Source organism: Paraburkholderia sp. (assembly GCF_024281035.1).
In the GTDB taxonomy this organism is placed as follows: Bacteria; Pseudomonadota; Gammaproteobacteria; order Burkholderiales; family Burkholderiaceae; genus Paraburkholderia.
Genome location: NZ_JAMXLH010000014.1, coordinates 66,439 through 84,897 on the forward strand (window position 1 = coordinate 66,439; position 18,459 = coordinate 84,897).

Sequence of the window (18,459 nt, forward strand, 5' to 3'; positions counted from 1 at the left end):
ATCATGGCGCCGACCGACCGCATGCCTGATGTCGTCACCCTGCAGGCGAGGCTCGCGAATCACGGCTTTATCGCCGAGTGCAGTTTTGCAGCCGCGCTGCTCTTGACGATGGAAATGCGCCGCCCGCTGCTGCTGGAGGGCGAGGCGGGCGTCGGTAAAACCGAAGTGGCGAAAGCGCTTGCCCGCTTGCTCGATGCGCCGCTGATCCGGCTGCAATGCTACGAGGGGCTCGACGCGCACGCGGCGCTTTACGAGTGGAACTACGCGCATCAACTGCTGGCGATCAAGCTGTTCGAGCAAGACGCGCGGCCGCTGCGCGACAAGGAGCAGGACATTTTCTCGGAGCGTTATTTGCTCAAGCGCCCGCTGCTCGAAGCGATTACGACAACGCCCGCGCCCGTGTTGCTGATCGACGAAATCGACCGTACCGACGAAGCCTTCGAAGCCTATCTGCTCGAACTGCTTTCGGATTTCCAGATCTCGATTCCCGAACTCGGCGTGATCCAGGCGACCGAACGGCCCTACGTGATCCTCACCTCGAACGGCACCCGCGAAATCTCGGATGCGCTGCGCCGCCGCTGCCTCTATCAATACGTCGACTATCCGTCGTTTCAGCGCGAACTGATGATTGTGCGCATCCGCGTCCCGGAAGCGCCCGAAGCGCTCGCGCGCCAGGTCGTCGAATTCGTTCACGCGGTGCGGCAGATGGCGTTGCACCGCAAGCCTGGGCTCGCCGAGACGCTCGACTGGGTGGCGGCACTGCTGCGCCTTGGCGTGAGCGCGCTCGATGAGGACGGCATCGAGCGCGTCATGGATTCCCTCGCCGCACTCGTGAAGACGCGCGAGGATCAGGCCGGGCTCACGCGGCCTGTCGTCGAAAAGCTGGTGGCATCATGCTGAGCAGTCACGACCGCGTTGCTGCTCAAACGCACGCTCCCGATCTCGCCGATGCGCTCCTCAAGCGTTATGCCGGCTTCGCGGGATGGTTGCGCGCGAACGCATTTTGCGTGACGAGCGCCGACGTTGCCGATTCGATGGAGATCGCCCGGCGCATGGGCCAGTTCGACCGCGATCTGCTGCGCTGGAATCTGCGTGCGCTGCTGTGTTCGCGTGCGCAGGACTGGCGGCGGTTCGACGATCTGTTCGACGCGTACTTCCGTGCGCCGAACCGGCACGAACTGGCTGAAGTCCGTGCGGGCGGCGCCGGGCCGCTCACGCGCGACGAAACAGGGCGCACGCCGCCCGACGCGAGCGAGGGCACGCCGGTCTCGCTCGCGGGACGCGGCAGCGCACCGGGCGAGGGCGCGACGGCTGACGAAGGCGCCACGCAGGCCGATTCGCTCGCGCTCGCGGACTTCCGCCATCTGAACGATCGCAGCGAGCTGTTCGCCATCGATGCCGCGATCCGCCGCTTCGCGCGACGCCTGCGCGGCATCGAAACGCGCCGCGAGCAGCGTGCGAACGAAGGACGCGTCATCGACTTGCGCTGGACGATCCGCCGCAGCGTATCGCGCGGCGGCCTGCCGATCGACATCGGCTGGCGGCGCAAGCGGCGGCAGCGCCCACGCATCGTGCTGATGCTCGACGTGAGCCGCTCGATGAGCCTCTACAGCTTCTTCCTGCTGCGGCTTGCGCGTGTGCTCGGCGAGCACTTGCCCGACGTGCACAGCTTCGTCTTCCATACGCGGCTTGTCCGCGTCGACGCGGCGCTGCGCGACCCCGATCCCCGGCGCGCGCAGGAACGCCTGCATCTGATTTCCGAAGGCTGGGCTGGCGGCACGCGCATCGGCGAGAGCCTCGCCGCGTTCAACCAGCTCTACGCGCCGCGCTTGCTGCATGCGCGCACGGCGGTCGTGATCGTCAGCGATGGATACGATGCGGGCGACCCGGCGCTGCTCGGCGAATCGCTTGCGGCAATCCGGCGGCGCTGCCATTCGCTGGTATGGCTCAATCCGCTCGCCGGACGCCCGGGGTTCGCGCCGGTCAGCGCGGGCATGCAGGCGGCGCTGCCGCACCTCGATCTGTTCGCAGGCGTGCGCGATCTTGCGAGCCTCGAACGCGTGTTTCCTCACATTCTCGGTGCGCTGCAATGAATGCCGACACGACCGAAACCGTCACGAGCACAGCAGACCTGCTGATGTTCGAACAGCAACTGATCGCTGCGGGCGCACCGTTCGCCGTCGCGACCGTGATCCGCGTCTCGCCGCCGACTTCGACGCAGGTCGGTGCGCAAGCGCTCGTGGAAGGCAACGGGACCTTGCATGGCTGGATCGGCGGCGGCTGTTCGCAGGCGATCGTGATCGAGGCCGCACGCCAGGCGATGCGCGCCGGTCAACCGAGGCGCGTGCGCATCAGCAACGAGCCCTCCGTGCACGATCCCGATGTCGAAGCGCACGCGATGCCGTGCGCGAGCAACGGCGCGATGGAGTTGTTCATCCAGCCGACCGTTCCGGCGCCGCTCGTGGTCGTGTTCGGTGCGACGCCCGCTGCGCAAGAGGCCTGCGTGCTCGCGCAACGCGTGGGCTTTCGCACGTGCGTTGCCGCCGACATCGCGCGTGAGCGTGAGGGCGTGTCGCGCTACGACGCCGCGGCGCTCGATCGGGCGGGCGCGTCGTTCGCCCTGATCGCGACACAAGGCGACGGCGACGAGGATGCGCTCGAAGCGGCCTTGCGCAGCGGCGCAGCGGCGGTGCTCCTCGTCGCGAGCCGCCGCAAGGCCGGGCGGCTGAGCGAGACGATGCGCCTGCGCGGTATCGACGACGCAAGACTGGCCGCGCTGCATGCGCCAGCGGGCCCGGCGATTCACGCGCACACGCCGCAGGAGATTGCGCTTGGCGCGGTGGCCGGGCTTGTTGCGTTGCGGCACGAACTGGCGCAAGCCGCGGCGCTCGCGCGGCAAGGCGAGGTCGCCACGGAAGCCGTGCCGCCGCTGCCGCCGTGCGAGGCAATGGGTGCGACCGGAGCCGATGCGGGCCGCTACGTCAATCCCGTGTGCGGCATGAGCATCGAGATCGCGAAGGCATTGCATGTGGTCGAGTATGGCGGTCAAAAGGTCTATTTCTGCTGCGACTGCTGCAAGGCTGAATTCGAGCGTGCGCCCGAGCGCTACCTCGCTGCCGCGTCGCAACGTTCCGATTAACGACATGAGCGGGGCCGATAAAAATAATGGATAGCCTGGTGTTTTCAGCTGTCGTTCTGGCCGCGGGTTTTTCCTCGCGCATGGAAGGCCGCCACAAGCTGTTGCTGCCTCTGGGCGGCGAGCCGGCGGTGCGGCGCGTCGTTCGCGCTATCGTCGCCGCACAACCGCAGGAAGTCGTGGTGGTGACCGGATTCAACGCGCCCGCCGTATGCGAGGCGCTGGACGGCCTCGATGTGCGCTTCCAGAACAACGCGCGCTACTGCGAAGGGCAGATGACTTCGGTGGCGACCGGCGTGGGCGCGCTGCGGGAACCGTGCGATGCGGTGATGATCTGCCTTGCCGACCAGGTGCTGATCGAGACCGCCGATTATCGGGAACTGGTCAAGGCCTTTGCCTTGCTGCCGTACGGTTCGATCCTGGTGCCGATGTTCAGGGGCGCGCGCGGTAATCCGGTTATTTTCGCGGCGAGCTACGCAGCGGAGGTCGTGAGCGGCGATTTGAATCCCGGTTGCCGCAAGCTGATCGCCGAACATGGCGACAAAGTCTCTATCTATGAGGCGTCCGATGACCGCTTCTGCGCGGACATGGATACGCCCGCCGATTACGCGCGCATGGTGGCGCGGATCGGATCCGATGCGGGCTAATCGATGTGCGCGGGCGCGACGCCCGTCGTGCCCGTCAGTAAGAAGACGCCTCAAGCCACAGGTTGATCCCGATGGTGTCGTTGCGAACGCAATTGACGCCGGTCATGCCCGATTCGCCGTGGCGTGAAAGATCGCGGGCGATATTTGGCCGCATTTCAGCCGGAAAGCGGAATCGGCGCTCGTCCCGGTGCGTTTATGACCATACAGTCAGGAGGGAATGTGTAATTTGTGTGGCGCAACGGGCGACATATCCTCATTTAGATGCATGCCGCCATGACGAACGTCAATATATGCACGCGCAATCCGCTGCGCAAACGGCGTTTCCAGGGAAGAATGCCGAAAAAACTACCATCTTGATCATGCTTTACGGACCAAAAGACATGTCACTCAAACCGCCTTTGGAACCAGACGATCTCCCGCTCGTATGCACGGGTTACAGCGATATGGACGCGAAGCGGATGATGCAGAATGTCGCGGGCGCGCTTGCCGCAGTCGCCGTGGCAGTCGTCGTGGCTTCGGGGCCGCTCGTCGTCGCAACGGGCGCGCCGCTTTTTGCAGGCTTTTTCGCTGCTAAAGGCGTCGGGACGATCTGGGGCTGGCTCGACGATCTTTGAGGCTCTTCAGGCCGAGGATTTCGGCGATGCACCGGACGCCTCGCGCATCGCCGGAATCGACAGCCGGAAATATCACTTCGTGCCAACGGCACAAATGAGCGGATGCGAAGGAACGTCGTTGCGGTTGATCGCAACGGACGAGAAACCCGCTTCAATCAAGCTATTCGTCAGCTTCTCGGGGCGGAATGCGTCGTAGGGCGGCCGCTCCTTGTCACGCACGGTGATGGCTACGAGGCCGCCGCGCTTGACGACACGGTATAACTCGCTCAATCCGCGCGCGGGCGCGGGCCAGAAGTAAATACAGTTGATCGAATAGACCTTGTCGAACGAATTGTCTGCGAACTGCAGATGATCGGCCGAACCGAGGGTGAGCCGTACACGCCCCTCGGCGACCGCATCGTGATTCAACCGTTCCGCCGCGGCCAGCATTTCGGGAGAGTGATCGACACCCGTTATGCGGACCGAAGCATTCAATTGCGACGCGAGCCTGATCGCGGCGCCGGGTCCAAATCCGACTTCAAGCATCTGTTCGTTGTCGCGGATGTCGAGCAGCGACAGCGTCCACTCGTTGTCCGGGCGATTGTGCCAGCGCATGACGCCGCCCAGCATTCGCCCGACTAGTCCGTGCGGCAACCCGGGTTGCCCCAAGCGATCATTCATGCGCACTCCCGTGTTTGCCCGGACGGTTGTCGTCGATCGGCCGCTATTTGCCGATGTCACGCCAAAAGCAGCGACGGGCCGGCCGACCCGCACATACTATCGCGGTTCAAGCAACGGGTAGGCGAGCGCGCAGATATGTGACTGGATGCGCACGAGGTCGCTGAGCACAGCCAGATGGAGATAGCGGCGACGGTGCATCTGGCGGCGCCGTACGATCCGCGTGCGTTACGCGTGAAAAGCTGAAATAGAAGCGCACGCCTGCAAACGGCCGGTGACTTGCCGTCCAGTCTTTGCACATAATGGCGCCATGACTTCAGCCGGACCTGGGCATGAACCTCCATCGTCTCGATCTCGTTTCGCTTTCGCTTTTCGCACTCGTCGTTCGCAGCGGCAGTATCAGCAAGGGCGCCGAGCTTGCTCACCTGGCCGTCGGCGCCGCAAGCAGGCGCATCGCGGATCTCGAAACGGCCATCGGCACCGCGTTGTTCGATCGCCATTCCCGTGGTATTACGCTGACCGCAGCCGGTGAGGCGCTCATGCGCCACGCGCAGCGCATCCTCAACGACGTCGACGTGATGACGGCCGACATGTCCGAATACGCGGCTGGCGTCGTGGGCGTGGTGCGGCTCTGGGCGAACACGTCGGCTGTGACGCAGTTTTTGCCGAAAGACATTGCCGCATTCAACGCCGCGCGGCCGGAAATACGGATCGAACTGGAAGAGCAAAACAGCGAACAGGTTGCCTTGGCCGTCGTGGACGGCGCGGCGGATTTCGGCATCATGGCCGACCAGATGCCGACGTTCGGCCTTCAAACCCTGCCATACCGGCGCGACCGGCTGGTTCTCGTCGTTCCCACCGGCCATCCGTTGACGCAGCGCGATTCGGTCTCTTTTGTAGACGCGCTGGAATTCGACTTTGTCAGCCTCTCCCGCACCACCTCGCTCGCACGGCGCCTTCACGCCGCCACCGCGTTCACGGGCAGTCAGCTCAAGCTGCGCATCCAGGTGCGCAGCTTCGACGCGATGTGCCTGATGGTCGCTGCCGGACTCGGCATCGCCGTGCTGCCCGATGCCGCCGTGCGCCCGCACCTGCGCTCGATGGGCCTGCGCAAGATAAGCCTCACGGAAGACTGGGCCGTGCGCGAATTGCTGATCTGCGCGCGCGACCTCAGTGCGCTGCCGAAACCCGCGCGCTTGCTCGTCAGGCATTTGACGGGCGACGCGCAGGATACGCTCACGACATCCTGATTTACCCTGGGTTCTGTCGAGCTTTCGCATTTTGCGAAAGCTCGATTCCGCACTGTTGCATTCCATGTGCGCGACCGTGCGTGGAGAATGCGTCTACACCAACCGCATCTTTCCCTCGATTTTTCCCGCGATTTTTTCCGGACGGGGCTTAAGGATGCGGTCTGTAGTCTTCTCCGTCTTTCGCCCTATATCGAGGAATTCTCCCCATGAGCGGCCAGCCTTCCTTTGCGGCAACGCCTTCCGCGCTCAAGGGCGTGCGTGTGATCGAAATGGGGCAGTTGATCGCGGGCCCGTTCGCCGGCAAGACGCTCGGCGAATTCGGTGCCGAGGTCATCAAGATCGAGCCGCCCGGCGCGGGCGACCCGCTGCGCAACTGGCGTCTGATGAAGGAAGGCACCTCCGTCTGGTGGCAGGTGCAGTCGCGCAACAAGCGTTCGCTGGCGCTCGACCTGCGCGAAGCGCAAGGGCAGGACATCGCGCGCAAGCTGATCGCCGAAGCCGACGTGCTTATCGAAAACTTCCGTCCCGGCACGCTCGAAGGCTGGGGCATGGGTTACGAGCAACTGGCGGCGCTGAATCCCGGGCTCATCATGCTGCGCATCTCCGGTTACGGGCAGACCGGGCCGTATCGCGATTTGCCGGGCTTTGGCTCGATCGGCGAGGCGATGGGCGGGCTGCGTCATCTGACCGGCGAGCCCGGGCGTGTGCCGGTGCGCTGCGGCATTTCTATCGGCGATACGCTTGCTGCACTGCATGGTGTGATCGGCGTGCTGACCGCGCTCTATCACCGCGACGCGAATGGCGGCCAGGGGCAGGTCATCGACGTCGCCTTGCACGAGGCCGTCTTCAACGTGATGGAAAGCCTGATTCCGGAGTACAGCGCGTTTGGTGCCGTGCGCGAAGCTGCCGGTAGCGCGCTGCCCGGCATTGCACCGTCCAACGCGTATCGCTGCGCCGACGGCTTTGTGCTCATCGCGGGTAACGGCGACAGCATCTTCAAGCGGTTGATGACGGCGATTGGCCGAAGCGATCTCGCCGACGACCCCACGCTCGCCAACAACGCCGGCCGCGTGGCGCGCGTCGACGAACTGGACGGCGCCATCGAAGCCTGGACCGCACCGCGTTCGAGCGCGGACGTGCTCGCCGCGCTTAGCGCCGCGCGCGTGCCGACGGGCAAGATCTACACGGCCCGCGATATCGCCGAGGATCCGCATTTCCGCGCGCGGGACATGATCCTGCGGCAGACCACGCGCGACGGCTACGACATCGACGTGCCGGGCATCGTGCCGAAGCTTGCGGGCACACCGGGTTCCGTGCGCACGTCGGCGCCGAAGCTCGGCGACGATACGGACGCGATCCTGCGCGAGATGGGGCTGGCGGAGAGCCAGATTGCCGAACTGCGCGCGAAGGGAGCGATCGCATGACGATCTGGAACGGTGGACAGCGACGCGTCCATCTGCAGGAAGTCGGCACGCGTGACGGCTTTCAGGCAGAAAAGGCCTTCGTCGCGACGGATGAAAAGATCGCGTTGATCAACGCGCTTTCGCATACCGGGGTATCGAAGATCGAAGTGACGGCGTTTGTCTCGCCGCAGGCGATTCCGGCCTTGCGCGACGCAGAAGCCGTACTCGGCGAAATCGAACGCGTGCCGGGTGTGGTGTATACGGCGCTCGTGCCCAACGTGCGCGGCGCCGAACGCGCGATCGAGGCGCGCGCGGACGAGCTGAACCTCGTGATGTCGGCCACCGTGAGCCACAACGTATCCAATCTGCGCATGACGCGCGAGCAGTCTTTCCGGGGTTTGAAGCAGGTTGCCGCGCTTGCGCGCGAAGCGGGGATTGCGGTCAACATCTCGCTCTCGTGCGCCTTTGGATGCCCGATGGAAGGCGACGTAGCGGATGCCGAGGTTTTCGTGTGGGTGCAACGTTTCGTCGAGGAAGCGGGCGCGCATGGCGTGACGCTGTGCGACACGACCGGCATGGCGTATCCGCAGCAGGTCGAAAGGCTCACGGCGCAGTGCATCGCGCGCTGGCCGGAGACCGAATTCACGCTGCATTTCCACAATACGCGCGGCATGGGACTCGCTAATGTGCTCGCCGCGATCGATGCGGGCGCAACCCGTTTCGACGCTTCGCTCGGCGGCATCGGCGGCTGCCCCTATGCACCGGGCGCGAGCGGTAATGTCTGTAGCGAAGAAATCGTGCACGCGCTCGAACTCATGGGCTACGACACGGGCGTCGATCTGGGCGCGCTTCTTGAGGCGTCGAAGCGCCTGCCCGCGCTGATCGGGCATGACACGCCCGGGCAGATCGCAAAGGCAGGACGGCGGCTCGATCTGCATCCGCGGCCAGCCGACTTCGATGCAATCCTCGCGCGGGCCATCGAGCGCGAAGCCGCTTCTCGCCCGCACGGCTGACACGTTTTTTTATAAAAAACATCGAACCTCAAACAGGAGACAACATCATGCAAACCACCTCTGGCGCACAGCCGCCGAATTCCGCCGCGAGCACGCGTAACGCCTGTAACGCCTGTTATGCCTGTAACGCACGTAGCGGCATGACCTCACCCGGTTAAAAGCCGAAGCGGGCACCGCCCGCTCGATCCTGCGGCAAGCATTCGCTTATCTGGGTTTAAACGAAGTGCCTCGCCGTGCCGGCTCCGATAAGCTGCATGCTGTGTCGCGTATCAATGCCTGCCGATACAGCGCGTGGCGATCTGCGTTGCCTTGCGAGCGCGCGCCGCATCGGTCATCCATCGCATTCATATCTCACAACATGTAATGAGGCATCACGATGTCCATTGAAAAATCCGCGGAAATCGCCGCCCGCTTCGACCGGCTGCCGCCGTCGCGCACCGTCTGGTCGATGGTGATCCTGCTCTCGCTCGGCGGCGTGTTCGAATTCTACGATCTGTTCTTCACGGGCTATGTCGCGCCGGGCATGGTGCATTCGGGACTCTTCACGCCCGAGTCACTCGGCTTCTTCTCGGCGCTCGGGCCGCTCAAGGTGGCCGGTTTCGGCACCTTCGTGTTTTCGACGTTCGCCGGGCTGTGGGTCGGCGCGCTCGTGTTCGGCCAGGTGGCCGACCGCTTCGGGCGCCGCATCATCTTTACGTGGTCGCTGATCTGGTACATCGCGTGCACGGCCATCATGGCGTTCCAGACGACCGGGCAGGCGCTGAATATCTGGCGTTTCGTGGCCGGTATCGGCATTGGCATCGAACTCGTCACGATCGACACGTATATCTGCGAGTTGATCCCGAACGCCGAGCGCGGGCGAGCCTATGCGGTCAACCAGCTCATTACGTTCAGCGTGGTGCCCGTGGTGGCGTTTCTCGCGTTCATCCTGAAGAACACGCATCCGATCGGCCTCGACTACTGGCGTGTCGTGATTCTGATCGGCTCGGTGGGTGCGATCGTCGTGTGGTTTCTGCGCCGCAGCATTCCGGAAAGCCCGCGCTGGCTCGCGCGCCACGGTCGCGTCGAAGAAGCCGAGCGCATCGTCGCGGAGATCGAGCGCCGTGTCGCCGCCGAAAAAGGCATCGCGCTGCCGCCGCCCGGGCCCATCAAGGTCGAGAAGGGCGGCCACGGCTCGCTCATCGAAGTGCTGCGCCCGCCCTTTCTGCGGCGCACGGTTCTCCTCTCGATCTTCAACATGGCGCAGGTGATCGGCTTTTACGGATTCGCGGCGTGGGTGCCGACATTGCTGATCAGCCGCGGCGTGCACGTGACGGAGAGCCTTGGCTACGCGTTCGTGATTGCCATCGCCAACCCGTTCGGGCCGCTGCTTGGCGTATGGTTCGCGGACAAGGTCGAACGCAAGACGCAGATCGTCGGCGGCCTTGCGATCATGGCGGTCGTGATCGCGCTCTTCTCGCAGGCCTCGGAGCCGTCGCTTCTGATCGTGCTCGGCGTGATCTTCACGCTGGCGGCGAACGTGATGTCCTACGCCTACCACGGCTACCAGGCCGAGCTTTATCCCACCCGCGTGCGCGCCCGCGCAGTCGGCTTCGTGTATTCGTGGAGCCGGATTGCGGCGGCGTTCGCGGGCCTCGCAATCGGCATCCTGTTGCATCATTACGGCGTGCCGGGCGTGGCGGCTTTCATCGGAATGGCGATGCTCGTCGGGATCGTGATGACGCTGCTCGGACCGAATACCCGCGGCCTCGCGCTCGAAGAAATCAGCCACTGAGCGCGTAAAAGACGACACATGCCGCCGCATGCCGCCCATTCATGTGGCGGCATGCGGCGGCGGTTTTTTTCTACGGATATCGTACGATCCGCAGTCGGCGGAATGCCTGTTTCCGATTAGCCTTCTTGCGCCGTAACGGCGTAGCGCGGCGCGGGCACATTGCTCGACAGGTGCCCCGACATCGTCCGGCGCGCGGCCTCGTAAGCTTCCCATTCCTCTACCGCGTGCAACGACGGGATCGTCACGACCTCGCGGCGATCGAAGCCGGTCAGCGCGGCGTCGACCATGGCGTCAGCCGACATGACGATTTCCTGGGGCAGATGTTCGAGCGGCAGGCCGCCGGTTTGCCAGAAATCGGTCGCCGTTGCGCCGGGCAGGACGGCTTGGATCTGAACGCCCTTGCTGGCGAGTTCGTGATGCAGCGACTGGCTGAAGGCCAGGACGAACGCCTTGCTGCCGCCATAGACGCCGTTGAGAATCTCCGGCGCGATCCCGACAATCGACGAGATGTTGATGACGGCCCCCTTGCCGCGTGCGACGAAACCCGGAACGGCTGCATAGGTGAGGCGCGTGAGCGCTGCGACGTTCAGGTCGATCATCTGGCTCATGGCATCGACATCGCTTTCGAGCAGCGGGCGGTGCGTGCCGACACCGGCATTGTTGACCAGCAGCGTGATGCTCGCGTCGCGCTTCAAGGTTGCTTCAACGGCGAGAACGGCGTTCCGGTCGGTCAGATCGGCTTCGATGATCTCGACGTTCTGGTGCGTCTCGTCGGTGATGCGCCGAGCGAGGGCGTCGAGGCGCGCGCGGTTGCGGGCAACGAGAATCAGGTCATAGCCGCGCCGCGCCAGCCGGTCTGCGTAAATGGCGCCAATGCCAGACGATGCGCCGGTAATGAGCGCGGTACCTTGGTGAGCCTGCGTCATGATGTAACTCCCTTTCAGAGATCTTCACGGATTGCGTGAAGCTATTCTGGCTTCGTTTGACGATGGCGGAAATGACGTATATGGTCGTGATTTAGGTCATTCCTCCACGGGAGGCGGACGTGCACCGCATTGGTTATCTTTTAAGCGACGGCTTCCAGATCATGGCGCTCGCGACCCAGACCGTTTTCGAGTGCGCGAACATGGTCGCGGGCGAGCCCTTCTACAAGCTCGAGAATTTTTCGGCCGAAGGAGGCGACGTGCGTTCGTCGCTTGGCCTGACCGTGGGCACGCGGCCGTTGCGAACGCGCGTTGCGGTCGATACGTGGATGGTGGCGGGCGTCAACGATCCGCTCACGTCGCCCGCGCCTGTCGACGTGCTTGCATTTCTGCGCAAGGCGGCTGGACGCAGCCGCCGCATCGCGGGCATCTGCACGGGCGGGTTCGTGCTGGCCGAAGCCGGGTTGCTCGCGCAACGGCGCGCCACCACGCATTGGGCTTTCGCGCGCGACTTGCAGAAGCACTTTCCGGATATTCGCGTGGAAGACGACCGCATCTACATTGTGGACGGCCCGATCTGGACTTCCGCCGGGATGACCGCGGGCCTCGACCTCGCACTGGCGATGGTGGAGAAGGATCTCGGCGCTGAAGCGGCGCGCTCGGTGGCGCACAAGCTCGTCATGAATCAGCGGCGCTCGGGCGGGCAGTCGCAGCACTCCGAAATGCTCGATCTTGCGCCGAAATCGGACCGTATCCAGGACGCGCTGAACTATGCGCGCAAGAACCTGAACCGGGCGCTGAGCGTCGAGGAACTGGCCCAGGCGGTGCACCTGAGTCCGCGCCAGTTCAGCCGGGTATTCACGCTTGAAACGGGCAAATCGCCCGCCAGGGCGATCGAAGGGCTACGGCTTGAAGCGGCTCGGCTCATGATCGAGCAAAGCCGGCATCCACTCGATGTGATCGCAACGGAAACCGGCTTTCGCGATCGCCGCCACATGCGCGAAGCCTTTCTGCGCGGATTCGGACGGCCGCCGCAGGCCGTGCGGCGCGACGTGCGGGAGTCCGATTAATCCTCACGCGTCGCGCGCTGCCGTGCAGCGTTAAGCGGATCCGCGCCGCTCAGGCCGTCGCGCTGTCGAGTGCCGGATAGTCCGTGAGGCCCGTCACGCCTTTGGCCTGAAGTGGCGACGAAAACGGTTGCTGATTGCCTGGCAGGCTCGTATGGCTGAGTTGGTCCACGTGCCTTCCCCGCGAGAAGATGCAGCGGCCCTTGGTGTGAACCGAATCCGTTACCGTGAGCCGTCCGTCGATTCGACTTGACGTGGGAATGTCAGATGTCCGCGCGTAACCCTTGCCAAGTTGTTAAGTGCTGTCAAATGTGAGGTTTGTGATTCAATTTGCATTGCTTGTAAATTTTAATTTAACGAAGCCCATGTAAAAGAGTTGATTTTATAAATTGGAATTCTGGATATGCCGATACCTGCATATGTGTGGCTTAAAGATGTTGGCGGAGCAGAGATCAAAGGGTCGTCAACCGTCCAGGGCCGGGAAGAAAGTATTGAAATTATAAGTTTCGGGCACAGTGTGAGGCTGCCGATTGATGCTGTTAACGGAAAAATAACCGGCACACGTGCGCATTCGCCGATTTCATTCGAAAAGGAGTTTGATTCTGCGACGCCTTATCTTTACAAAGCTGTGGCGAAGGGACAAACGCTGCAGTCCGCCGAAATCAAGTGGTATCGAATCAACGATGCGGGGAAAGAGCAAGTGTATTTCGTGATGCTGCTCGAAGGCGTCAAGGTCTGCGGCATCAATCCCGGCATGGCTAATGCAAAACTTGCGCAGGCATCCATGCTCAATCACGTTGAAGCGGTGTCCATGATGTACGAGAGCATCACGTGGCACTACCTTGACGGCAATATCAAATATACCGATTCGTGGAATGACCGCGCATAAGGAGGGCGGCAATGGCTTATCAGGGTAAGTTTCTGGTGAATAATGCCCCGTTGTCACCGCTCACAATTTTTGGCGTCGGCACTTTCAACGCCTACTCGGGCAACGATCAATTCCGCAATCGGGGTGGCTGCACGATGGTGCCTAATAACGGCCCCATCCCCGCCGGTAAATACTGGATCGTAGCCCGCCCCACGGGCGGCCTCTACTCGCAGACTCTCGCATGGTCTAAAGACACCCTGAATTCGGTCGTAGGCCATGCGACCCATCATGAGGAGTGGTTTGCGCTCTATCGTGATGATGGGGCGATTGATGATGTGACGTGGATCAACGGTGTCAAACGCGGGCAGTTCCGGTTGCATCCGGCAGGCGGACGCGGGATTTCGCTAGGCTGCATCACCCTGCCCAGTTATACGGATTTCGCGAGAATCCGTAACGCGCTGCTTCACACCGTGAAAATTCCTGCCCGAAACTCGGGGATTCGTGCCTATGGATCAATTGAGGTCATCACGTATGGCAACACTTGTCCGTAGGGCGTTCAAGGTCATTCTGTTCTGCGGCCTGTTCCGTCTTTTGCTGCCGTACGTCCATCCCTACCCCGTGGAATGGACAGATAGTCAGGCGCTCACATGGTTGCACGTTGCGAACCGGTTAGGCATCCGTGACCCCGATGATCTATTTTTTTTGGTGACAGTAGCCATGAACCTCATCGCAACCACGCTTGCGTATATGGCGATCATGAAGCTATGGCGGCTCTACAGGAAAAAGCCTTAAAGGCGCACACGACGAACAAACGCCCCGATGGGGCGTTTTATTTACCCGCGCTGGCCCGCTACGCCCCGCCAAGCCCGTTTAGCGCAATGGAGGGTTTAGTGGGGGGGGGAATATCGAACTGACCGTGGCGGTACTGGCCTATGTGGCAATCATGAGGCTCTATGGTGGTGCTGCCGGACAAAGAAATTGAGGTGATCACGCATGGCAACAATTGTCCGCAGGTTCTTCAAGATTGCGCTGTTTATCGGGTTGCTTCTTATTTCAGTTCGTTATATCCCGCTCTCCAATGAATGGACAGCAGGCGAGGCGCGTGCATGGTGGCGTGCTTCGGACTGGCTTGGTGTCCGCGATCCCGATGACTTGTATTTCGTGGTGTGGGTGACTATCGAACTCGTCGTGGCGGTGCTCGTCTATGTGGCGATCGTGGAGTTATGGAGCTACTACCGGACGAAGCCATAGGCGGACGCTTCGCCAGAGCGCTTTCTTTGTGCGCACGGCGTGAGCACACGCAGTCGTCAGGGTTTTGTTAAGGTACGCATCACTCAGGCCAGCCAGATTCGCTGGTTGCTTGCTGAATTTGGTTGGCCATTCCACAGGGTATTAGGCACCTGGCCTAGGCGGTGCATCTGAGTCCGCGTCAGTTCAGCCGGGTATTCACGCTTGAAACGGGCAAATCGCCCGCCAGGGCGATCGAAGGGTTAAGACTTGAAGCCGCACGCCTGATGATCGAACAAAGCCGGCATCCACTCGATGTGATCGCAACGGAAACCGGCTTTTGCGATCGCCGCCACATGCGCGAAGCCTTTCTGCGTGGATTTGGCCGGCCGCCGCAGGCGGTGCGGCGCGACGTGCGGGAGTCCGATTAATCCTCACGCGTCGCGCTTTACGTAGATCTGATGCCGATGCGCGCCGCTCAGGCCGCAGCGCTTTCGAGCGCCGGGTAATCCGTGAGCCCCTTCGCGCCGCCGCCGAACAGCGTCTCGCGATGATGCTGCGCGAGCGGCGCGTCAACGCGCAGTCGCTGCACCAGATCCGGATTGGCGACGAACGGGCGGCCGAATGCGATGAGATCGGCCCAGCCTGCTTCGATGGCTTCACGCGCGCGTTCGCCGGTGTACCTGCCCGCATAGATCAGCACGCCGGGGTAGGCCGCGCGCAGCTTGCGCTTGAAGTCGGGCGCCATATGCGGGGCGTCGTCCCAGTCGGCTTCCGCGATATGGATGTAGGCCACGCCGATGTTGCCGAGCAAGCGGGCCGCCGCGAGATAGGTCGTTTCCGGATCGGCATCTTCGCAGCCGTTGAGCGTGGTGAGCGGCGCGAGCCGGATGCCGACGCGGCGCGCGTCGCCCGTGCCGTCGACAAGTGCGCGCGCAACCTCATCAAGAAAGCGCAGACGGTTTTCGAGCGATCCGCCATAGGCGTCGGTGCGCGTGTTCGCGCCGGAATCGATGAACTGATTGACGAGATAGCCATTCGCCGCGTGCAGTTCGACGCCGTCGAAACCCGCCTCGATGGCATTGCGCGCGGCCACGCGGTACTGGTTCACGATTTCGCCGATTTCATCCACGGAGAGCGCGCGCGGCTCGGAGGCCTGCACGAAACCGGGCACGCTGTCTTCCGCGCTGGCGATGAACACCTTGACGCCTTCGGCCTGAAGCGGCGAAGACGACACCGGTTGCTGGCCGCCCAGCAGGCTCGTATGGCTCAGCCGGCCAACGTGCCAGAGCTGCGCGAAGATACGGCCGCCTTTGGCATGAACCGCATCCGTGACCTTGCGCCATCCTTCGATCTGGCCCGGTGTGTGAATGCCGGGCGTCCACGCGTAACCCTTGCCGAGCGGCGCGATATACGTCCCTTCGCTCACGATGAGCCCTGCGTCAGCACGCTGAGCATAGTATTCGGCCATCAGGTCGTTGGCCTCGTCGCCGGGCTGGCTCGCGCGCGAGCGCGTCATCGGCGGCATCACGATGCGGTTGGGCAGCGTCAGCGCGCCGAGCTGGAGTGGCTGGAAAAGCGGATCACGGTTCATGCTGTATTTCCTGATCGGGTTTGCGGCGGGTTTGCACGGGTTTGCCATTTCTTTACCGCGAACGTTCAAAACGGGTTTCGCCGGACTAGTCCCACTGCGGCGCAAGAGCTTCGGGGCTCACTTCGCGGCCACCGCGTTCGAGCGCCGCGATCCGGGCCATGTCTTCGTCGGTCAGCTTCAGGGTCTGCGCGAGCAGGTTGCTGGCAAGGTTTTCGCGCTTCGTCGACGAAGGAATGACCGAATAACCGAGGCGCAGCGCCCATGCGAGTGCCACTTGAGCCGGAGTCACGCTGCGCTGTGCGGCGATCTCGCGGATCACCGGGTCGCCGAGCACCTTGCCGTAGGCGAGCGTCATATACGACGTGACGTGAATGCCTTCGCGCTGGAGGAACTCGACGAGCTTGCGGTTTTGCAGATACGGGCTGAGCTCGATCTGGTTGGTGGCGATGTTCTCTTTGCCGACCACGGCGATGGCCTGCTTCGTCAGTTCGATATTGAAGTTGGACACGCCGATTTGCTTCGTGAGGCCTTGCGATTTCGCCTCGGCGAGCGCACTCATGAACTCTTCAAGCGAAACGCCGTTGTTCGGCGCGGGCCAGTGAATGAGCGTGAGGTCCACTTCGTCGGTACGCAGCTTTTTCAGGCTTTCCTTGAGGCTCGGCACCAGCTTTTCACGCGCGTAGTTGTCGACCCAGATTTTGGTCGTGAGGAAGAGTTTCTCGCGTGCGATGCTGGATGCGGCGATTGCCTCGCCGACTTCGGCTTCGTTGCCGTAAATCTGTGCGGTGTCGATGGCGCGGTAGCCGGCTTCGAGACCGTTGCGCACCGAATCGATAACAACCTGGCCTTGCAGACGGAACGTGCCGAGGCCGAATGCGGGGATATTGCTCATGAGGTTCTCCGGGGCAGTGATGGAAACGAGATGTCGATGGAGGAATTGTGCTCAATCCGATCTATGCGAAAAAGATCGACAAACGCTAAATACAATTGAATAAAAATCAAATATTGGTCGACGGAAGATCGCGTGCCGAACTGCGCTGCGGATACCCGCGCTGCAGGACGATCTGCAGGAACACCAGCGCGAGGCCCGATGCGGCGATCAGCGCGCCGACGATGGGCACTGCGGCATAACTGAAGCCCGCGGAAATCGCCGCGCCGCCGGCGGCTGCGCCCAGGGCATTACCGAGATTGAACGCGCCCACGTTGACCGATGACGCGAGCCCAGGCGCCTCGGCCGCAGCACGCATGACGCGCATCTGCAAGGGCGGCACAACGGCGAAGGTGGCGATGCCCCAGATCACGATGGCGATTGCAGTACCCGGACGAGTTCTTGCCAGCAGCGGGAAGGCGAGCATGATGGCGACGAGCAAGATCAGGAAGACGATCAGGCTGCCATTGAGCGAGCGGTCCGCGAGCCGGCCGCCCGCGACGTTGCCGATAGAAAAGCCCACGCCCACGAGCACGAGCATGGCGGTCACGAAAGCGGGCGATGCACCCGCGAGGTGTTCGAGGGTCGGTGCGATATACGTGTACAGCGTGAACATCGCGCCCGCGCCGAGCACGGTCGTGGCCATTGCCATCAACACCACCGGGCGCGTGAGTACCTTCAACTCGCCGCGCACGTGCGGAACCTTGCCGGCTTCGCCCTTCGGGAGCGCGACGCGCAGAACCAGCATCGTGAGCACCCCGAGCGCCGCGATCGCGGCGAACGACATGCGCCAGCCGATCGTCTGGCCGAGCCACGTCGCGGCGGGCACGCCGCCCACGTTGGCGATCGTCAGGCCCATGAACATGGTGGCGACCGCGCTCGCCTGCTTGTGACGGGGCACGACGCTCGCCGCGACGAGCGAGCCGAGCCCGAAGAACGCGCCGTGATTGAGGCTCGTGACGATGCGCGCGAGCAGCAGCGTCGTGTAGTTCGGCGACATCGCCGAGAGCAAATTGCCAAGGGTGAAGATGCTCATCAGCGCGATGAGCGATGTTCTGCGCGACCAGCTCGACAAGGCGAGCGTCATCAGCGGCGCGCCGATCATGACGCCAATGGCGTAGGTCGTAATCAGCATGCCGGCCGTCGGGATGGAAACATGCACGCCCTGGGCGATGACTGGCAGCAGCCCCATGGGCGAAAACTCGGTGGTGCCGATGCTGAATGCGCCCATGGCGAGCGCCAGCAACGAAAGCCATGCGCTGCCGGGTTGCCCCGACCGATCTGGCTTCGATAGTTGCGCCGGGTTCATGCCGTTTTCTCCGTCATGTCTTGATGGAAAGGGTGAAGGACTTCACGGG

Annotated in this window: 19 protein-coding genes and 1 pseudogene; 15 read left to right on the forward strand and 5 right to left on the reverse strand. The window is 62.9% G+C overall.

Features of this window, described 5'->3' with window-relative positions:
- Positions 1-3: 3 nt before the first annotated feature.
- From Q0L30_RS03115 to Q0L30_RS03135, 5 genes are all read left to right on the forward strand, one after another.
- The gene (locus tag Q0L30_RS03115; RefSeq protein WP_296651239.1) at positions 4-900 is read left to right on the forward strand and encodes a MoxR family ATPase; all 897 of its coding nucleotides are present in this window, start codon (positions 4-6) and stop codon (positions 898-900) included.
- The gene (locus tag Q0L30_RS03120) at positions 894-2,093 is read left to right on the forward strand and encodes a VWA domain-containing protein (protein ID WP_296651020.1); all 1,200 of its coding nucleotides are present in this window, start codon (positions 894-896) and stop codon (positions 2,091-2,093) included. The genes Q0L30_RS03115 and Q0L30_RS03120 overlap by 7 nt, the downstream gene beginning before the upstream one ends.
- Complete coding sequence (locus Q0L30_RS03125) at positions 2,090-3,139, forward strand: XdhC family protein (RefSeq protein WP_296651022.1); 1,050 nt, start codon at positions 2,090-2,092, stop codon at positions 3,137-3,139. The genes Q0L30_RS03120 and Q0L30_RS03125 overlap by 4 nt, the downstream gene beginning before the upstream one ends.
- Before the next feature lie 38 nt (positions 3,140-3,177).
- Positions 3,178-3,783: a nucleotidyltransferase family protein gene (locus tag Q0L30_RS03130; protein ID WP_296651025.1), complete on the forward strand. Its 606-nt coding sequence runs from the start codon at positions 3,178-3,180 to the stop codon at positions 3,781-3,783.
- Between the two features lie 290 nt (positions 3,784-4,073).
- A complete protein-coding gene (locus Q0L30_RS03135) occupies positions 4,074-4,397 on the forward strand; it encodes a hypothetical protein (RefSeq protein ID WP_296651027.1) in 324 nt (107 codons plus the stop codon).
- Positions 4,398-4,469: 72 nt separating this feature from the next.
- On the opposite strand, the gene Q0L30_RS03140 is transcribed toward Q0L30_RS03135, so the two are convergent.
- A complete protein-coding gene (locus Q0L30_RS03140) occupies positions 4,470-5,150 on the reverse strand; it encodes a class I SAM-dependent methyltransferase (RefSeq protein WP_296651029.1) in 681 nt (226 codons plus the stop codon).
- 236 nt (positions 5,151-5,386) lie between these two features.
- Between Q0L30_RS03140 and Q0L30_RS03145 the strand changes: the two genes are divergently transcribed.
- The 4 genes from Q0L30_RS03145 to Q0L30_RS03160 all read left to right on the forward strand — a co-directional run bounded on the left by Q0L30_RS03145 (position 5,387) and on the right by Q0L30_RS03160 (position 10,494).
- A complete protein-coding gene (locus Q0L30_RS03145; RefSeq protein ID WP_296651032.1) occupies positions 5,387-6,304 on the forward strand; it encodes a LysR substrate-binding domain-containing protein in 918 nt (305 codons plus the stop codon).
- Between the two features lie 206 nt (positions 6,305-6,510).
- Positions 6,511-7,728: a CaiB/BaiF CoA-transferase family protein gene (locus Q0L30_RS03150; protein WP_296651035.1), complete on the forward strand. Its 1,218-nt coding sequence runs from the start codon at positions 6,511-6,513 to the stop codon at positions 7,726-7,728.
- Positions 7,725-8,720 (forward strand): hydroxymethylglutaryl-CoA lyase, encoded by a 996-nt coding sequence (locus tag Q0L30_RS03155; protein WP_296651038.1) that lies wholly within the window; start codon positions 7,725-7,727, stop codon positions 8,718-8,720. Before Q0L30_RS03150 ends, Q0L30_RS03155 begins: the two co-directional genes overlap by 4 nt.
- Before the next feature lie 448 nt (positions 8,721-9,168).
- Positions 9,169-10,494 carry an MFS transporter gene (locus tag Q0L30_RS03160; protein ID WP_296651242.1) on the forward strand — a complete coding sequence of 442 codons (1,326 nt, stop codon included), beginning with the start codon at positions 9,169-9,171 and terminating at the stop codon, positions 10,492-10,494.
- A 116-nt stretch (positions 10,495-10,610) separates the two neighbouring features.
- On the opposite strand, the gene Q0L30_RS03165 is transcribed toward Q0L30_RS03160, so the two are convergent.
- Positions 10,611-11,420 carry an SDR family oxidoreductase gene (locus tag Q0L30_RS03165; protein WP_296651039.1) on the reverse strand — a complete coding sequence of 270 codons (810 nt, stop codon included), beginning with the start codon at positions 11,418-11,420 and terminating at the stop codon, positions 10,611-10,613.
- A gap of 119 nt (positions 11,421-11,539) precedes the next feature.
- On the opposite strand from Q0L30_RS03165, the gene Q0L30_RS03170 reads away from it, so the two are divergent.
- The 6 genes and pseudogenes from Q0L30_RS03170 to Q0L30_RS03195 all read left to right on the forward strand — a co-directional run.
- Positions 11,540-12,487 carry a GlxA family transcriptional regulator gene (locus tag Q0L30_RS03170; RefSeq protein ID WP_296651042.1) on the forward strand — a complete coding sequence of 316 codons (948 nt, stop codon included), beginning with the start codon at positions 11,540-11,542 and terminating at the stop codon, positions 12,485-12,487.
- A 400-nt stretch (positions 12,488-12,887) separates the two neighbouring features.
- Complete coding sequence (locus tag Q0L30_RS03175) at positions 12,888-13,373, forward strand: type VI secretion system tube protein TssD (RefSeq protein WP_296651045.1); 486 nt, start codon at positions 12,888-12,890, stop codon at positions 13,371-13,373.
- 11 nt (positions 13,374-13,384) lie between these two features.
- Positions 13,385-13,903: a DUF2778 domain-containing protein gene (locus Q0L30_RS03180; RefSeq protein ID WP_296651047.1), complete on the forward strand. Its 519-nt coding sequence runs from the start codon at positions 13,385-13,387 to the stop codon at positions 13,901-13,903.
- The gene (locus Q0L30_RS03185) at positions 13,884-14,144 is read left to right on the forward strand and encodes a hypothetical protein (RefSeq protein WP_296651050.1); all 261 of its coding nucleotides are present in this window, start codon (positions 13,884-13,886) and stop codon (positions 14,142-14,144) included. Before Q0L30_RS03180 ends, Q0L30_RS03185 begins: the two co-directional genes overlap by 20 nt.
- A gap of 201 nt (positions 14,145-14,345) precedes the next feature.
- Complete coding sequence (locus Q0L30_RS03190) at positions 14,346-14,603, forward strand: hypothetical protein (protein WP_296651051.1); 258 nt, start codon at positions 14,346-14,348, stop codon at positions 14,601-14,603.
- 149 nt (positions 14,604-14,752) lie between these two features.
- Positions 14,753-15,010 (forward strand): annotated as a pseudogene (locus Q0L30_RS03195) (helix-turn-helix domain-containing protein); the annotation flags it as partial.
- Between the two features lie 47 nt (positions 15,011-15,057).
- Here the strand turns inward: Q0L30_RS03195 and Q0L30_RS03200 are convergent.
- The 3 genes from Q0L30_RS03200 to Q0L30_RS03210 all read right to left on the reverse strand — a co-directional run bounded on the left by Q0L30_RS03200 (position 15,058) and on the right by Q0L30_RS03210 (position 18,410).
- Positions 15,058-16,173: an alkene reductase gene (locus Q0L30_RS03200; protein ID WP_296651056.1), complete on the reverse strand. Its 1,116-nt coding sequence runs from the start codon at positions 16,171-16,173 to the stop codon at positions 15,058-15,060.
- An 85-nt stretch (positions 16,174-16,258) separates the two neighbouring features.
- The gene (dkgB, locus tag Q0L30_RS03205) at positions 16,259-17,065 is read right to left on the reverse strand and encodes a 2,5-didehydrogluconate reductase DkgB (protein ID WP_296651057.1); all 807 of its coding nucleotides are present in this window, start codon (positions 17,063-17,065) and stop codon (positions 16,259-16,261) included.
- A gap of 106 nt (positions 17,066-17,171) precedes the next feature.
- Positions 17,172-18,410 (reverse strand): MFS transporter, encoded by a 1,239-nt coding sequence (locus tag Q0L30_RS03210; RefSeq protein ID WP_296651060.1) that lies wholly within the window; start codon positions 18,408-18,410, stop codon positions 17,172-17,174.
- Positions 18,411-18,459: the final 49 nt, after the last annotated feature.

What these genes read in the sequence shown, in the direction of transcription:
- Q0L30_RS03150 (WP_296651035.1), top strand. Translation starts at nt 6,511, where the DNA reads ATGAGCGGCCAGCCTTCCTTTGCGGCAACGCCTTCCGCGCTCAAGGGC.
- Q0L30_RS03125 (WP_296651022.1), top strand. Translation starts at nt 2,090, where the DNA reads ATGAATGCCGACACGACCGAAACCGTCACGAGCACAGCAGACCTGCTG.
- Q0L30_RS03185 (WP_296651050.1), top strand. Translation starts at nt 13,884, where the DNA reads ATGGCAACACTTGTCCGTAGGGCGTTCAAGGTCATTCTGTTCTGCGGC.
- Q0L30_RS03180 (WP_296651047.1), top strand. Translation starts at nt 13,385, where the DNA reads ATGGCTTATCAGGGTAAGTTTCTGGTGAATAATGCCCCGTTGTCACCG.
- Q0L30_RS03135 (WP_296651027.1), top strand. Translation starts at nt 4,074, where the DNA reads ATGCACGCGCAATCCGCTGCGCAAACGGCGTTTCCAGGGAAGAATGCC.
- Q0L30_RS03145 (WP_296651032.1), top strand. Translation starts at nt 5,387, where the DNA reads ATGAACCTCCATCGTCTCGATCTCGTTTCGCTTTCGCTTTTCGCACTC.
- Q0L30_RS03200 (WP_296651056.1), bottom strand. Translation starts at nt 16,173, where the DNA reads ATGAACCGTGATCCGCTTTTCCAGCCACTCCAGCTCGGCGCGCTGACG.
- Q0L30_RS03190 (WP_296651051.1), top strand. Translation starts at nt 14,346, where the DNA reads ATGGCAACAATTGTCCGCAGGTTCTTCAAGATTGCGCTGTTTATCGGG.
- Q0L30_RS03175 (WP_296651045.1), top strand. Translation starts at nt 12,888, where the DNA reads ATGCCGATACCTGCATATGTGTGGCTTAAAGATGTTGGCGGAGCAGAG.
- Q0L30_RS03160 (WP_296651242.1), top strand. Translation starts at nt 9,169, where the DNA reads ATGGTGATCCTGCTCTCGCTCGGCGGCGTGTTCGAATTCTACGATCTG.
- dkgB (WP_296651057.1), bottom strand. Translation starts at nt 17,065, where the DNA reads ATGAGCAATATCCCCGCATTCGGCCTCGGCACGTTCCGTCTGCAAGGC.
- Q0L30_RS03165 (WP_296651039.1), bottom strand. Translation starts at nt 11,420, where the DNA reads ATGACGCAGGCTCACCAAGGTACCGCGCTCATTACCGGCGCATCGTCT.
- Q0L30_RS03115 (WP_296651239.1), top strand. Translation starts at nt 4, where the DNA reads ATGGCGCCGACCGACCGCATGCCTGATGTCGTCACCCTGCAGGCGAGG.
- Q0L30_RS03120 (WP_296651020.1), top strand. Translation starts at nt 894, where the DNA reads ATGCTGAGCAGTCACGACCGCGTTGCTGCTCAAACGCACGCTCCCGAT.
- Q0L30_RS03155 (WP_296651038.1), top strand. Translation starts at nt 7,725, where the DNA reads ATGACGATCTGGAACGGTGGACAGCGACGCGTCCATCTGCAGGAAGTC.
- Q0L30_RS03210 (WP_296651060.1), bottom strand. Translation starts at nt 18,410, where the DNA reads ATGAACCCGGCGCAACTATCGAAGCCAGATCGGTCGGGGCAACCCGGC.